Raw genomic sequence first — 13,912 nt, forward strand, 5'->3', positions numbered from 1 at the left:
CCATCCTTCACCAGGAACGGTGCATGAAGCTTTTCGCGGGCAATTCCAACAGGGTGCTGGCCGAAGCGGTCGCCCGCTATCTCAACATCCCGCTGGGTAAGGCCAGCGTCAGGCGCTTCGCCGATCAGGAGATCTTCGTCGAGATCCAGGAGAACGTGCGCGGCGAGGATGTCTTCATCCTGCAGTCGACCTCTTTTCCGACCAACGACCACCTGATGGAACTTCTCATCATGATGGACGCCTTCATGCGCTCCTCGGCAAGGCGCATCACGGCGGTCATCCCCTATTTCGGCTACGCCAGGCAGGACCGCCGCGCCTCCGGCCGCACGCCGATCTCGGCCAAGCTCGTCGCCAACATGATCACCCGCGCCGGCGCCGACCGTGTGTTGACGCTCGACCTGCATGCCGGCCAGATCCAGGGTTTCTTCGACATCCCGACCGACAATCTGTTCTCGGTGCCGGTGATGGCCCGCGACGTGAAGGCGAAATACAAGCAGCTCGGCAACGTCGTGGTCGTGTCGCCCGACATCGGTGGCGTGGTGCGGGCGCGCGCGCTGGCCAAGCGCTTCGATGCGCAGCTCGCCATCGTCGACAAGCGCCGCGAGCGCCCCGGCGAATCCGAAGTGATGAACATCATCGGCGCCGTCGCCGGCAAGGATTGCCTCTTGATCGACGACATCGTCGATTCCGGCGGCACGCTTTGCAATGCGGCCGAGGCGCTCCTCGCCAACGGCGCGACCAGCGTCACCGCCTATATCACCCACGGCGTGCTCTCGGGCGGCGCCGTGACCCGCATCGCCGGCTCGAAACTGCAGGAACTGGTGATCACCGATTCCATCCAGCCGAGCCAGGCCGTGCTCGACGCGCCCAACATCCGCGTCATCTCGATCGCCGACCTGATGGGCGAAGCGATCTCGCGCACGGCAACGGAAGAATCGGTGTCGAGCCTGTTCGACTAGTTATCGATCCTGGTGGGTGCGTAGCGCAGCAGCGTGACACCTTGCGCAAGGCGCTTCGCGCCGAGCGGCCTCAACGTCAGTGACAGGTCGGACTGGAAATACGGCTTGCCGCCGCCCAGCACGACCGGATGCATATAGAGCCGGTACTGGTCGATCAGACCTGCGCGCGCAAGGTGCCCGGCAAGCTCTGCGCCTGAGATGGAAATCTCGCCATCCGTTTGTGACTTGAGCGACCTCGCCACGGCCTGGGCGTCGCCATTCACGAGACGGGCATTGGGTCCAACCTCTCGAAGCGTGGTCGAAAACACGATCTTCGGCGTCTCTCGCCAGGCGCGGGCAAAATCTCGCTCGACCTCCTCAGCGGCGATCTCTCGCTCCGGGCTGTCCCAGAAACGCATGGTCTCATACATCCTGCGCCCACAGAGCGCGATCAATGTCCGCCTCATCTCGTCATTGAAATGCTGATGCAATTCTTCTTCGGGAACCGGCAGATCAATGTCACCGCTCGGCCCGGCGATGTAGCCATCCAGCGATGTCAGCATGGCATAGACGATCGTAGCCACCAGGGTCCTCCGATCTTGCTCCCTGGAAAAAAGAGCATACCGATTGCAATTTGCAATCGGTATTTCGACAAAGGGAACTTTAGACCCAGGGTGATGCGCCAGCTTAATGGCGGCCGGCCCCTATCTCACGCGGCGATCGGACCGCCTGTGCGCCGCGGGCTTTCGCCGACATCACGCGCGCCGCGCATATAGCCGCGCGGCGAGGTGCCCAGCATGCGCTTGAACATTGTGATGAAGGCCGGCACGCTGTCATAGCCGAGATCGAGCGCCACCCTGGTGATCGGCTCGCCGTCGGCGAGCCTCGGCAGCGCCGCGAACAGGCAGGCCTGCTGGCGCCATGTTGAGAGCGACAACCCGGTCTGGCGGTGGAAGGCGCGGGTGAAGGAGCGCCGGCTCATGCCCGCGGCATCCGCCCATTCGTCGATCGTCGCATGCGGCGAAGGCGCGGCGACGAAGCGCCGGCAGAGCGCCGCGAGCTTCGGATCGGATGGAAACGGCAGGCCGAGCGGCCGCTCCGGCAGGTTCGGGATCTCGTGCAGCAAGAGCCCCATGATCAGCCCGCCTCGCCCTTCGAGCTCGGCGCCCTGCGGCAGCTTCTCCGATTCCACGATCAGGCTGTGCATCAGTTCGGTAATGCCGACGACGCGTAGGCCCTCCGGCAGGCCGGGAATGGCATCCGGCATGACATAGACCGAGCGCATCGAGACATCGCCCAGCATCTCGACAGAATGTTCGATGCCGGCCGGTATCCACATCGCATGGTCGGGCGGCACCATCCAGCGCCCATGCTTCGTCGTCACCAGGACCACACCGACCAGCGCATGCAGCAGCTGGCTGCGTCTGTGGCGATGCCGCGGCACGTGATAGCCGTCGGGATATTCGGTCGGCAGCGCCACCGCAGGCCCGACGACCTGTTCCAGCCATTGCCAGCGGCTCTCGTGCAGCCGGCCGAGCTCGGCGGCATCTCCTTTGAAGATTTCCCGGCCATGCGGCATCGGAAGTGGCCCACTTGCGAAACTATTGGACCAAACCACGAAAGAAGTCGCCTGGCAAGCGTCCTATAAGGCTGCCTGCGGTTCGCCGCCAAAAGACCACGGAGCATTGCCTTGACCGATACGACCGCCACCGCCGTCGCCACCCCAGCGCCGGCAAGACACCCCTCGGCGCAAGCGACGGCCGTCACTGTCATCCTTGCGGTGAGCTTCTGCCATTGTATCAACGACATCATGCAGTCGCTGCTGGCGGCCATCTATCCGCTGCTCAAGGACAATTACGGTCTCGATTTCTGGCAGATCGGCCTTTTGACCTTTACCTTCCAGGTGACGGCGTCGCTGCTGCAGCCGGTGATCGGCATGATCACCGACAAGCGACCGATGCCCTATTCCCTGCCTTGGGGTATGGCCTCGTCGCTGGTCGGGCTGGTGGTGCTCGCTCATGCCGGCCATTACTGGCTGCTTCTGATCGGCGCTTCGCTGATCGGCATCGGCTCGGCAATCTTCCATCCGGAATCCTCGCGCATCGCCCGCTTCGCCTCAGGCGGACGCTTCGGCCTGGCGCAATCGCTGTTCCAGGTCGGCGGCAATTTCGGCCAGGCGATGGGACCGCTGCTCGCCGCCTTCATCGTCGTGCCGTTCGGCCAGACCAGCATCTCCTGGTTCGCCGTCGGCTCGCTGATCGGCATCATCGTTCTGTGGCAGGTCGGCGGCTGGTACAGCCGGCTGCGCGCCTCGATGGCCGCCCGCAAGCAGGCAAGCCACGTCTCGCCCTTTGCGCGCAAGAAGGTGATGGGCGCATTGGCAGTGCTGACGCTGCTGGTGCTGGGCAAGAACGCCTATATCGCCTCGCTCTCCAGCTACTACACCTTCTATGCCATCCATAAGTTCGGCGTTTCGGTGCAGACCTCGCAGGTGATGCTCTTCCTGTTCCTCGGCGCTTCGGCGCTAGGCATCCTGCTCGGCGGCCCGTTCGGCGACCGCTACGGACAGAAGGCGATGATCTGGTTCTCGATCGTCGGCGTGCTGCCGTTCACGCTGGCGCTGCCCTACGCCAATCTGGAATGGACGATGGTGCTCACCGTGCTGATCGGCCTGATCCTGTCCTCGGCCTTCTCCAACATCGTCGTCTTCGCGCAGGAACTGGTCCCCGGCCGCGTCGGCATGATCGCCGGCATCTTCTTCGGCTTCGCCTTCGGCATGGGCGGCATCGCCGCCGCCGTGCTCGGCGTCATCGCCGACATGAAGGGCATCGACTTTGTCTACCAGATCTGTTCGTACCTGCCGCTGCTAGGCCTGCTGACGGTGTTCCTGCCCAACATGAAGGAAGCTAGGAAGGCGCAGGCGGCGGCCAGTTAAAACCCGCCGATTTTCAGGACTCGAATAAGGGCGTGGCAGCTGCCGCGCCCTTATCGATTCCTCCCCAGACGCCAGGTGAAAAGCCTGTTAGTGTTCGCGTGCGCGGGCGACGACGCCGCAGATAACTCAATGTCTCTGGAGAATGATATGCGCAAGATCGTGTTGGCCGTGTTGGGCGTTCTTCTTGTAACCTTGCCGGCTACGGCACGCATCGTTCCTTTTCCGCCGGGTTTCAAGACGCAGTCCGTCGAAACCAACGGCACGAGCCTCTATATGCGCGTCGGCGGCAAAGGTCCCGCGGTCGTGCTGCTGCACGGCTTTGCCGATACCGGAGACATGTGGGGCGCGGCGGCGGCGGCGCTCGCAAAGGACCATACTGTCATCGTGCCGGACCTGCGCGGCATGGGTCTGTCCGCTCACCCTGAAGCCGGCTACACCAAGAAGAACCAGGCCGTCGACATCGCCGGCCTGTTGGATGCCCTGAAGATCGACAAGGCAGATCTGGTCACGCACGACATCGGCAACATGGTCGGCTATGCGCTTGCTGCGCAATATCCCAAGCGCATCACCAAATGGGTCATCATCGACGCGCCGCTGCCCGGCATCGGTGACTGGGAAAAGATCAAGCAAAGCCCGCTGCTTTGGCACTTCAACTTCCGTGGCCCGGATATGGAGCGGCTGGTCGCGGGGCGCGAGCGCATCTATCTCGACCGCTTCTACAACGAACTGTCGGCCGACCCGAAGAAGATCGATGAGGCCACGCGCAAGCACTATGCCAAACTCTATGCACGCCCGCATGCGATGCATGACGCTTTCGAGCAGTTCAAGGCCTTTGACCAGGACGCGATCGACAATCAGGCGATGCTCGCCGCTGGCGGCAAACTGACCATGCCGGTGCTGGCTGTTGGCGGAGAAAAATCCGCCGGCACCACGCAGGCCGATATCTTGCGGCTTGTTGCGACCGATGTCACAGGCGGCATCGTGCCCAACTCCGGTCATTGGATCATGGAGGAAAACCCCGACGCCACCGTCAAGCTGATCACTGGTTTTCTCGCCAGATAGGCACTGTCCCGCGGACATGTCGATGAAAGTACAAAAGCACCCGCCTGGCGGCGGGTGCCTTGTCTATCCAACTGGACGATTCTAGGCCTTGATGAAAGCCAAGAGGTCGGCGTTGATCACGTCGGCGTGGGTCGTCGCCATGCCGTGCGGAAAACCCTTGTAGACCTTGAGCTCGCCCTTCTTGAGCAGCTTGATCGCAAGCAGCGCCGAATCTGCGATCGGCACGATCTGGTCGTCGTCGCCATGCATGACCAGCACCGGGACGTCGATCTTTTTCAGGTCCTCGGTGAAGTCGGTTTCCGAGAACGCCTTGATGCAGTCGTAATGCGCCTTGGCGCCGCCCATCATGCCCTGGCGCCACCAATTGTCGATCACGCCTTCCGACATCGCAGCGCCCGGACGGTTGAAGCCGTAGAACGGACCGGCCGGGATGTCGCGGAAGAACTGGGCCCGGTTGGCCGTCAGCGCCACGCGGAAGCCGTCGAATACCTCGATCGGCAGACCGCCGGGATTGGCATCGGTCTTGAGCATGATTGGCGGCACGGCGCCGATCAGCACGGCCTTGGCGACGCGGCCGCCGGAACCATATTGGGCGACATAGCGCGCCACCTCGCCGCCGCCGGTCGAATGCCCGACATGGATGGCGTCCTTGAGATCGAGATGCGCGGTGAGCGCCGCCACGTCGGCGGCATAGGTGTCCATCTCGTTGCCAGTGTCGGTCTGGCTGGAGCGGCCATGGCCGCGGCGGTCATGCGCGATGACGCGGTAGCCCTTTGACAGGAAGAACAGCATCTGGGCATCCCAGTCGTCGCTGCTCAGCGGCCAGCCGTGGTGGAAGACGATCGGCTGACCGGTTCCCCAATCCTTGTAATAGATCTGCGTTCCATCCTCGGTGGTGATCGTGCCGGCGCCCGGGCCGGCCTTTGCCTGCGAAGCCTCAGTCATTGCAATCTCCTCTATAATTTTCGCGATAAACAATATCGCGATAACAATATGCGTAGCGTGGTCGAGCCCGCTTGTCCACAAAAATGTATATGACGATAATATGTTTCGTGGTACATATTTAGTGCTCAATCGGCAAAAGGAACGCGTCGTGCCTCTTCCCTTGGACAATCAGCTCTGTTTCACGCTTTACGCCACCAGCATGACAATCAATCGTACCTACAAGCCCATGCTGGACGAGATGGGGATCACCTATCCGCAATATCTGGTGCTCAACGCGCTGGGCGAGGCGGACGGCATGTCGGTGGGCAGCATCGCGCATCGGCTCGCCTTGGAATCGAGCACCATCACGCCGCTGGTGAAGCGGATGGAACAGGCCGGACTGGTCACGCGCCAGCGCAGCCGAACCGACGAGCGTCAGGTGCAGGTCGACCTGACCGCGGCCGGACGCGCGCTGTTGGTCCGGTGCAATTGCCTGAACGAGACCCTGATCGAGCGCTCGGGCATGACGCTGGCTGAGCTCGACGCCCTGAACCGGCAGGTCCAGGCGCTGCGGGATGCGCTGAACAGTGACCTGGCCGGCGCCAGCTGAAGCTTGCGCACTAACCCTTAATGCAGGCCGAACTCGCGCAGCAGCTCCTCGCGGTAGCGCACGAAGCGGCTTTCGCTGCGGTCGCGCGGGCGCGGCAGGTCGACATCGATCAACCGCGCCGCGCCGCCCTTCTCCTTGGGCAGGATAAGCACCCGGTCGGCCAGATAGATCGCCTCCTCGAGGTCATGGGTCACCACCACCATGGTGACGTTCTCCTCGCTCCAGATGCGCGCCAGTTCCTCCTGCATGGAGATCTTCGTCATGGCGTCGAGCGCCCCGAGCGGCTCGTCGAGCAGCAGGATCTCGGGCTGCACCGTCAGCGCCCTGGCGATGCCGACGCGCTGCGCCATGCCGCCTGAGAGCTGCCTGGGATAGGCATCGCTGAATTCGGCAAGGCCGACCAGCGCGATATAGAAGCGCGCCCGCTTCTCGGCTTCCGCCTTGGGCACGCCGCGCACCTCGAGGCCGAAGGCGACGTTGCCGAGCACGGTCAGCCAGGGCAGCAGCCGCGGCTCCTGGAAGATCACCGCCCGTTCCTCGCCGACGCCCTCGATCACTCTCCCATCGATCGCGACGGCGCCGCCGTCGGCCCTCTCCAGGCCGGCCAGGATGCGCAACAGCGTCGTCTTGCCGGAGCCGCTGGCTCCGACGATGACTAGGCATTCGCCGGAGCGGATATCGAGGTTGAGCGAGCGCAGCACGGCAAGCTGGCGCCCGCCTAGTGCGAAGGATTTCGACAGGTCGCGTATCGTGACCTCGCCGCTGCGTGGTGTCGCCATCGCTTGCGCCTCCGTGCTCAGTTGGTCTTGGTTTCGCCCGGGCGATAGAGGATATCGGCGGCCTTGAGCTTGCCCTTGGGCAGCCGGCCGTCGCGCTCGAGGACGCTCACCCAGAAGTCGACGTCACGGTCCGTCACGGCCGCCTTTTCGCGCAGGCCGAAGCCGGTCCAGAAACGCGCCAGCTCGCCATTCTCGCCGCGCTTGTCGAGGACGCCGGCGAGTACCTTGCGCGCCTCGTCCGGGTTCTGCCGCGACCAGTCCGACGCCCGCGCCGACTGCTCGACGAAGTTGCGGGCGGCGTCCGGATTGGCGGCGATGAAATCGCGCCGCAGCACCACGAAACCGCCGGCGATCTCGCCGAGCACGTCGGTGTCGTTGAAGACGCCGCGCACGCCGCCATTGCTGACCAGCTGGCCGGCGAAGGTCGCCTGCCAGTAGCCGAGGCCGGCGACATCGACCTGGCGCGAGCGCAAGGTCTGCTCGAGCTGAGGCCCGGGCACCACGACCAGCTTGGCCGCGTCCGGCGGCAGGCCGACGCCGCGCAGCGCCTCGCGCACCGTATAGTCGAGATGAGCGCCGAGCGTGTTGACCGAGATCGTCTTGCCCGCGATATCGGCGATCGATTTGATCGGGCTGTCCTCCAGCACATAGAAGACGCTCTTGACCTCCTTGTTGATGCCGTTGCTCGGATAGGCCGCAACGAAGTCGTTGCCGCCGGCGATCGAGTTGATCACGGCCGGTGTGGCGGCCGAGCCCAAGTCGACGCTGCCGGAGGCGAGCGCGAACAGCGATTCCGGGCCGCCCGCCGCGTAGCCGACATTCTCGAGCTCGATGCCGAGACCTTTGAAATAACCGAGCTCGGCGGCGAGCTCATGCGGGGAAATGCCGCCACGGCTGGCGAGGTAGCGTATCTTGACGGAGGCAGCCTGCGAGCGCGCGATCGAAGGCAGGCCGGCGGCGATGATGCCGGCGGCAAGCGGGGCACGCAGGAGAAGCGAACGGCGTGTAATGGTCATGATCCGGCCTTTCATTTTTCGGTGACATGATGGGAGGCTGCTTAGCCCACGGTATTGCTCCAGCGGCAAAGCCGCCGCTGCAGACTGACCAGCGCCTGGTTGGCGATGAGGCCGAGCGCTGCCAGGATGACGATCGCCGCGAACATCAGCGGAATCTGGAAGTTGTACTGCGCATTCATCACCTGGAAGCCGATGCCCTTGTTGGCGCCGATCATTTCCGAGGCGATCAGAAGCAGCAGCGCCGTGGTGGCGCCGAGCCTCAGGCCGACGAAGATCGAAGGCACGGCGCCGGGCAGCACGACGCGGCGGAAGATGGTCAGCCGCCGGGCACCGTAGACGCGCGCCATTTCGAGCAGCTTCGGATCGACCTCCTTGACGCCGCTGATGGTGTTGAGGAGCAGCGGAAACAGCGTCGCCCAGAAGATGACGAAGACCTTGGAGGCTTCCCCCAGTCCGAGGAGCAGGATGAACACTGGATAGAGCGCCAGCGCCGAGGTTTGGCGGAAGAGCTGCAGGATCGGGTCGAGCGCGGTTTCGACGGCCCGCACCTGGCCCATGACGAGGCCGAGCGGGATGGCGACGACGACGGCCGCAGCAAACGCAAGGCCGGCGCGCTGCAGGCTGATGGCGATGTCGCCGAGCAGGCTGCCGCCGGCGAGCCCCTTCCAAAGTGCGACGGCGATCGCGTCGAGCGGCGGCAGCACCGCCGCGTTGATCCAGCCGCTGCTCGCCGCCACCTGCCAGAGTGCCAGGAAGCCGAGGAGCACCCCGTAGCGCGACAGGATCCGCGCCGAGATCAGACCGAACAGGCGCAAGGCCTCCGCTCCGAAGCCATTACCGCCGTCACGCCTGCCGATGCCGACTGCACGTTCGATGTGCTGCAAAGTCATCGTCTTGTCTCCTCGCTTCGAAAAGCTATTCGGCGGCGAGCACGGTCGAACGCGCGGCCATCCACGGATTCTCCGGCCGCCTGAGACCGAGGTTTTCGCGCAGCGTCCTGCCCTCATAGGCGGTGCGGAACAGGCCTCGCCGCTGCAGTTCCGGGATCACCAGGTCGACGAAATCATCGAGCGCGCCGGGCAGCCAAGGCGGCAGGATGTTGAAGCCGTCGGCGGCTTCGTTGGTGAACCATTCCTCCAGCTGATCGGCGATCTGGGTGGCGCTGCCGATGACCGTGTAGTGACCGCGCGCGGTCGCGACCCATTGATAGAGCTGGCGGATCGTAAAATTGTGTTCGTCGGCGATCTGGCGGATCAGCGCCTGCCGGCTCTTCATGCCCTCGGTCTCCCTGCTCGGCGGCAAGGGCCCGTCGAGCGGATAGTCCCGAAGATCGAGCGTCTGGCCGGCAAGCGCGTTGAGCAGCGCAACGCCGTCCTCCGGCAGGATCAGGTCGTTCAATTGCTGGTATTTGGCGCGGGCCTCCTCTTCGGAACGGCCGACGAAGGGCGCCACGCCCGGCATGATCAGCACCTGCGCCGGATCGCGGCCGGCCGCTGCCACACGCGCCTTGATGTCGCGATAGAATTCCTGCGCCGAAGCCAGGTTCTGATGTGCAGTGAAGATCACCTCGGCCGAGGCTGCCGCGAGCCCGCGCCCGTCCTCGGATTGACCCGCCTGCACCACGACGGGGTGGCCCTGCACTGGACGCGGCACGTTGAGCGGACCCTTGACGCTGAAATGCTCGCCCTTGTGGTTGATGTCGTGCAGCTTGTCCTTGTCGTAGAAGCGACCCGTCTTCTTGTCGCGGATGAAGGCATCGTCTTCCCAGCTGTCCCACAGCGCCTTGACGGTCTCGACATGCTCATGCGCCCGGGCGTAGCGCTCGGCATGGCTGGGCTGGACGTCTCGATTGAAGTTGCGCGCCGTGTCGTCGCCAGCCGAGGTCACGACGTTCCAGCCGGCCCGGCCATTCGACAAAAGGTCGAGCGAAGCGAATTTGCGGGCGAGCGTGTACGGCTCTTCATAGGTGGTCGAAGCGGTGGCGATGAAGCCGAGATGGGTGGTCAGCGGCGCCAGCGCCGCAAACAGCGTCACCGGCTCGAAACCGGCGATCTTGGCGTTGCCGCCCTCGCGGGCGCCGAGGCCGACTGTCAGATTGTCGGCGAGGAAATAGGCGTCGAACAGGCCGCGCTCGGCGGTTAGCGCGAGCTTTTTATGAAACTCGAAATTGGTCGCGCCGTCGGCCGGCGAGTCCGGGTGGCGCCAGGCCGCGACATGCTGGCCGCCGCCGGGCAGAAAGGCGCCGAGCTTGATCTGTCTGGACTTGCTGGAACTGGTCATGGCTGATCCTTCCGTTCGGAGACGACTGCTTCGGAGTCAGGCGGCGAGACCGACACTGCGCGTGGCGCCGACGACATTGACAACCTCGGCCACCGCCTGCTGGGCGCGGACCTGAATCGCTTCAGACACCAGGACGCCATCGGCGAAATCCTTGTCGGAGGCGTAGATCGCGGTCGGCATGGTCAACGCTTCGAAGAAGCCGAAAAGCGGCCGCAACTGGTGCTCGACGATCAGAGAATGGCGCTCGCCGCCGCCGGTCGCCGCCAGGATGACCGGCTTTCCGCGCAGCGACGTTGGGTCGAGAAGATCGAACAGGTGCTTGAAAAGGCCGGTATAGCTGCCCTTGAAGGTCGGCGATCCCGCCACCAGGACATCGGCGGCGAGCAGTTGTTCGACGATGGCGCGGGCCGACAAGTCGAGATCGGAGAGGCGTCGTGCCTGAGGGAGCGATGGACCGAGGTCCTCGATGTCGAAGACCGCCGGGATCGCCCCGATCCGCCCGGCGACCTCACCGGCGATATGACCGACGAATGCCTTGGTCTTCGACGGGCGGGTCAGGTTGCCGGATATCCCCACCACACGCTTCTTCGTCATTGCGGCTCTCCTCGCGGCTCTTTATCCCATTAAGACTACCGATCTTATAGAATTAAGTGAGCGAGAAGATTTCAAAACGAGCCTGGCAGAGGGATTGAGTTTGCGTCCCTTCGCCGTTGGTTGGTTCAGCGGATGCGGCGTTCCGACCTTGCCCCTTCGCCAAGATGGGTGCGGTTATCGGCCATTTTCGCCACGGATTGCCGCTCCGCAGCGGCTATCCTTCTCAAGGATCCACTCGGATTGTCAGTCCGGCACGGCCTCGCTGTTAGCCGGCGGCAGCGGCGGCGCTTCCAGTCCATCGAACGGATCGCACCAGGCATCGATCTCTTCGAGCCTGCGATACCAGCGGCTGACGCACGGATAGTCGTCCAGCGGCAACCGGGCGGCATCGTTGAACACGAGAAACGTCGCCATGCGGAAGTCGGCATAGGAAACCGAATTGCCGACCAGCCATTCGCGCCGCGAAAGCTCAGCCTCAACGATAGCCGCGGCCGTGTGGAACTGCCTCAGCCCCTCTTCGACCAGAGCCTTGTCGATCGGCCCCAGCCCCCAGCGTTGCTTGGTGCCGCGCTCGAAATGCACCATGTCGCAGGCTCTGACGAAGTTCTCCTTGCCCCAGCTCAGCCAGCGGATCATCTCGGGCTCGTCGTCGCCGGTGCGCCAGAAATCGGAATGCCTGTCGCGCGAGAGCCGGCAGGCTATGGCGTCGGCTTCCCAGAGGCTCCATCCCGGACCGACCAGTATCGGCAAGGTCAGATTGGGGTTCAGCGCGCGATATCGCTCGGCCTGTCCCGGCGCCATGGGCGCGGCGAATTCGAAGGCGACCTCCGCCTTCAGATAGCGCGCAGTCGCGACCGCAAGGCGAGGATTGGGATTGCGGCTGAACAGAAGTTTCACGTCGATCTCCAATGGTCTTCGAATGTCTGCTATAGGACGATTGAAAACTGCCCGATGCTACATGATGGGTAAAAGGAACTTGGCGCGGCAAGGCTTCCAGCCCAACGGCTTGCGCCCCTCGCCGCCTTCCGCTATAGAGCCGCCACCCGTGTAGACACCCTTGGAGGCAACGCGGAGGAAGGCCGGCCAGGCCTGCACGATCCCCAAAACGCATTTTGGACAGATTGTGCAAGGCTGCGACGGCTTTCGACGTTTACGGCCGGGCCCCTGCCCGCCGCGAACGCTCCATAACACGCGAAAGGAAATGCCATGAGCCACGAGGCTTACGAGCTCAAGGCCGAAGCGCGCGAACAGGTCGGTAAGGGGTCCGCCCGTGCAGTTCGCCGCAACGGTAAAGTGCCTGCAGTTATTTACGGCGACAAGCAGCCCCCCTTGGCGATCGCCCTGAACTACAAGGACATCTTCTACAAGATCCACGGCGGCGGGTTCCTGACCACGATCGCCACGATCGATGTCGACGGCAAGAAGATTCAGGTCCTGCCGAAAGACTTCCAGCTCGATCCGGTGAAGGACTTCCCGGTCCATGTCGACTTCCTGCGGGTCGGTAAGGACACCGAGGTCAATGTCGACGTGCCCGTCCACTTCATCAACGAGGAGAAGTCGCCCGGCATCAAGCGCGGCGGCGTGCTCAACATCGTTCGCCACGAAGTCGAGTTCCACTGCCCGGCCAATGCGATCCCGGAATTCATCACCGTCGATCTCACCGGCACCGAAATCGGCGATTCGATCCACATCTCGGCGGTTGCCCTGCCGGCCGGCGTCAAGCCGGTGATCTCCGATCGCGACTTCACCATCGCGACCATCGCCGGCTCCGCGGCAATGAAGCCGGAGACGGAGGAGACTGCCGAAGCTGCAGCGCCTGAAGCTGAGGCCGCTGAGGCCGAAGAGAAGTAATTTTCCGCCTGGAGTCGACGATGCTTGTTTTTGCAGGCCTCGGCAATCCGGGCGCGAAATACGCCAACAACCGGCACAATGTCGGCTTCATGGCGGCGGACGCGATTGCCCGCCGCCATTCTTTTTCGCCCTGGTCGAAGAAATTCCAGGGGCTGATCTCGGAAGGCACGCTCGGCGGCGAGAAGGTCCTCCTGATCAAGCCGCAGACCTTCATGAACCTATCCGGACAGTCGGTCGGCGAGGCGCTGCGCTTCTACAAGCTCGACGCTGCCGCCCTCACCGTCTTTTACGACGAGATCGACCTTGCCGCCGGCAAGGTCAGGGTCAAGGTGGGCGGCGGCTCCGGCGGCCACAACGGCATCCGTTCGCTCGACCAGCATGTCGGCAATAAGTATCGCCGCGTGCGCATCGGCGTCGGCCATCCGGGCGTTAAGGAGATGGTGCACGGCCATGTGCTCGGCGATTTCGCCAAGGCCGACCGTGAATGGCTCGACGTGTTGCTCGAGGCGATCGCCGATGAAGCCGGTCTCTTGGCCAAGGGCGACGACAGTTCCTTCATGAACCGGATCACGCTGGCTCTGCGTGACAAGCTGGTGCCGACCGGCGACGACGACCGGCCGCCGCCCAAGGCGCCGAAACGGCAGAGCCATGTGCGCCAGGCGCGCCCGCAGCAGCCGCCGGCGAAGGTTCCCGAAAGCGGACCGATGGCCGCGATGCTGAAGAAGCTGTTCGGCAAGGACTAATGCATGTCGCCCAAAAGTGCGCAGCGGTTTTGGGCGACATGCATCAAAACAAGGACTTAAATCGCGTCGCCCGACTCCGTTTCAACGCGACGCGCTTTAGCCTCCGTCACGATCAGGGCATGGGGCTTGACGTTCGTCACCCCTTTCGCCCATAGCCCTCACCAAATTTCGAATTTCCCG

15 protein-coding genes are annotated in these 13,912 nt (G+C 63.7%); 6 read left to right on the top strand and 9 right to left on the bottom strand.

Going from position 1 to position 13,912, the window contains the following annotated elements; translation table 11 throughout:
• Positions 1-23: 23 nt before the first annotated feature.
• Positions 24-959 (top strand): ribose-phosphate pyrophosphokinase, encoded by a 936-nt coding sequence (locus RFN28_RS23515; RefSeq protein ID WP_320289602.1) that lies wholly within the window; start codon positions 24-26, stop codon positions 957-959.
• Here RFN28_RS23515 and RFN28_RS23520 read toward each other — a convergent pair.
• The gene (locus RFN28_RS23520; RefSeq protein WP_320289603.1) at positions 956-1,522 is read right to left on the bottom strand and encodes a dihydrofolate reductase family protein; all 567 of its coding nucleotides are present in this window, start codon (positions 1,520-1,522) and stop codon (positions 956-958) included. The two genes, RFN28_RS23515 and RFN28_RS23520, sit on opposite strands and share 4 nt — an antisense overlap.
• A gap of 125 nt (positions 1,523-1,647) precedes the next feature.
• Positions 1,648-2,517, bottom strand: a complete 870-nt coding sequence (locus tag RFN28_RS23525) for an AraC family transcriptional regulator (RefSeq protein WP_320289604.1) — start codon at positions 2,515-2,517, stop codon at positions 1,648-1,650.
• Between the two features lie 111 nt (positions 2,518-2,628).
• Here RFN28_RS23525 and RFN28_RS23530 point away from each other — a divergent pair, with 111 nt between their 5' ends.
• Positions 2,629-3,873 carry an MFS transporter gene (locus tag RFN28_RS23530; RefSeq protein ID WP_320289605.1) on the top strand — a complete coding sequence of 415 codons (1,245 nt, stop codon included), beginning with the start codon at positions 2,629-2,631 and terminating at the stop codon, positions 3,871-3,873.
• Positions 3,874-4,020: 147 nt separating this feature from the next.
• Positions 4,021-4,935, top strand: a complete 915-nt coding sequence (locus RFN28_RS23535; RefSeq protein WP_320289606.1) for an alpha/beta fold hydrolase — start codon at positions 4,021-4,023, stop codon at positions 4,933-4,935.
• Positions 4,936-5,016: 81 nt separating this feature from the next.
• On the opposite strand, the gene RFN28_RS23540 is transcribed toward RFN28_RS23535, so the two are convergent.
• Positions 5,017-5,880 (bottom strand): alpha/beta fold hydrolase, encoded by an 864-nt coding sequence (locus tag RFN28_RS23540; RefSeq protein WP_320289607.1) that lies wholly within the window; start codon positions 5,878-5,880, stop codon positions 5,017-5,019.
• Positions 5,881-6,028: 148 nt separating this feature from the next.
• On the opposite strand from RFN28_RS23540, the gene RFN28_RS23545 reads away from it, so the two are divergent.
• Positions 6,029-6,469: a MarR family winged helix-turn-helix transcriptional regulator gene (locus RFN28_RS23545; protein WP_320289608.1), complete on the top strand. Its 441-nt coding sequence runs from the start codon at positions 6,029-6,031 to the stop codon at positions 6,467-6,469.
• A 17-nt stretch (positions 6,470-6,486) separates the two neighbouring features.
• Here the strand turns inward: RFN28_RS23545 and RFN28_RS23550 are convergent, their stop codons facing one another.
• From RFN28_RS23550 to RFN28_RS23575, 6 genes are all read right to left on the bottom strand, one after another.
• The gene (locus RFN28_RS23550; RefSeq protein ID WP_320289609.1) at positions 6,487-7,248 is read right to left on the bottom strand and encodes an ABC transporter ATP-binding protein; all 762 of its coding nucleotides are present in this window, start codon (positions 7,246-7,248) and stop codon (positions 6,487-6,489) included.
• A gap of 17 nt (positions 7,249-7,265) precedes the next feature.
• Positions 7,266-8,264 carry an ABC transporter substrate-binding protein gene (locus RFN28_RS23555; protein ID WP_320289610.1) on the bottom strand — a complete coding sequence of 333 codons (999 nt, stop codon included), beginning with the start codon at positions 8,262-8,264 and terminating at the stop codon, positions 7,266-7,268.
• 41 nt (positions 8,265-8,305) lie between these two features.
• On the bottom strand, positions 8,306-9,154 hold the full coding sequence (locus RFN28_RS23560) for an ABC transporter permease (protein WP_320289611.1): 849 nt from the start codon (positions 9,152-9,154) through the stop codon (positions 8,306-8,308).
• A gap of 25 nt (positions 9,155-9,179) precedes the next feature.
• Entirely contained in the window at positions 9,180-10,544 is a 1,365-nt protein-coding gene (locus RFN28_RS23565; protein WP_320289612.1) for an LLM class flavin-dependent oxidoreductase, read from the bottom strand.
• 36 nt (positions 10,545-10,580) lie between these two features.
• Positions 10,581-11,138 carry an FMN reductase gene (msuE, locus tag RFN28_RS23570; protein WP_320289613.1) on the bottom strand — a complete coding sequence of 186 codons (558 nt, stop codon included), beginning with the start codon at positions 11,136-11,138 and terminating at the stop codon, positions 10,581-10,583.
• Between the two features lie 243 nt (positions 11,139-11,381).
• On the bottom strand, positions 11,382-12,035 hold the full coding sequence (locus RFN28_RS23575; protein WP_320289614.1) for a glutathione S-transferase family protein: 654 nt from the start codon (positions 12,033-12,035) through the stop codon (positions 11,382-11,384).
• A gap of 309 nt (positions 12,036-12,344) precedes the next feature.
• On the opposite strand from RFN28_RS23575, the gene RFN28_RS23580 reads away from it, so the two are divergent.
• On the top strand, positions 12,345-12,989 hold the full coding sequence (locus tag RFN28_RS23580) for a 50S ribosomal protein L25/general stress protein Ctc (protein WP_320289615.1): 645 nt from the start codon (positions 12,345-12,347) through the stop codon (positions 12,987-12,989).
• Between the two features lie 20 nt (positions 12,990-13,009).
• Positions 13,010-13,732: an aminoacyl-tRNA hydrolase gene (gene pth / locus RFN28_RS23585; RefSeq protein WP_320289616.1), complete on the top strand. Its 723-nt coding sequence runs from the start codon at positions 13,010-13,012 to the stop codon at positions 13,730-13,732.
• Positions 13,733-13,912: the final 180 nt, after the last annotated feature.

The organism is Mesorhizobium album, from assembly GCF_033977205.1.
GTDB lineage: Bacteria > Pseudomonadota > Alphaproteobacteria > Rhizobiales > Rhizobiaceae > Mesorhizobium > Mesorhizobium album.

Excerpts from the sequence above, each read along its gene's own strand:
- RFN28_RS23515 (WP_320289602.1), top strand. The coding sequence starts at position 24 with ATGAAGCTTTTCGCGGGCAATTCCAACAGGGTGCTGGCCGAAGCGGTC.
- RFN28_RS23525 (WP_320289604.1), bottom strand. The coding sequence starts at position 2,517 with ATGCCGCATGGCCGGGAAATCTTCAAAGGAGATGCCGCCGAGCTCGGC.
- RFN28_RS23535 (WP_320289606.1), top strand. The coding sequence starts at position 4,021 with ATGCGCAAGATCGTGTTGGCCGTGTTGGGCGTTCTTCTTGTAACCTTG.
- RFN28_RS23540 (WP_320289607.1), bottom strand. The coding sequence starts at position 5,880 with ATGACTGAGGCTTCGCAGGCAAAGGCCGGCCCGGGCGCCGGCACGATC.
- RFN28_RS23550 (WP_320289609.1), bottom strand. The coding sequence starts at position 7,248 with ATGGCGACACCACGCAGCGGCGAGGTCACGATACGCGACCTGTCGAAA.
- RFN28_RS23555 (WP_320289610.1), bottom strand. The coding sequence starts at position 8,264 with ATGACCATTACACGCCGTTCGCTTCTCCTGCGTGCCCCGCTTGCCGCC.
- RFN28_RS23560 (WP_320289611.1), bottom strand. The coding sequence starts at position 9,154 with ATGACTTTGCAGCACATCGAACGTGCAGTCGGCATCGGCAGGCGTGAC.
- RFN28_RS23565 (WP_320289612.1), bottom strand. The coding sequence starts at position 10,544 with ATGACCAGTTCCAGCAAGTCCAGACAGATCAAGCTCGGCGCCTTTCTG.
- msuE (WP_320289613.1), bottom strand. The coding sequence starts at position 11,138 with ATGACGAAGAAGCGTGTGGTGGGGATATCCGGCAACCTGACCCGCCCG.
- RFN28_RS23580 (WP_320289615.1), top strand. The coding sequence starts at position 12,345 with ATGAGCCACGAGGCTTACGAGCTCAAGGCCGAAGCGCGCGAACAGGTC.
- pth (WP_320289616.1), top strand. The coding sequence starts at position 13,010 with ATGCTTGTTTTTGCAGGCCTCGGCAATCCGGGCGCGAAATACGCCAAC.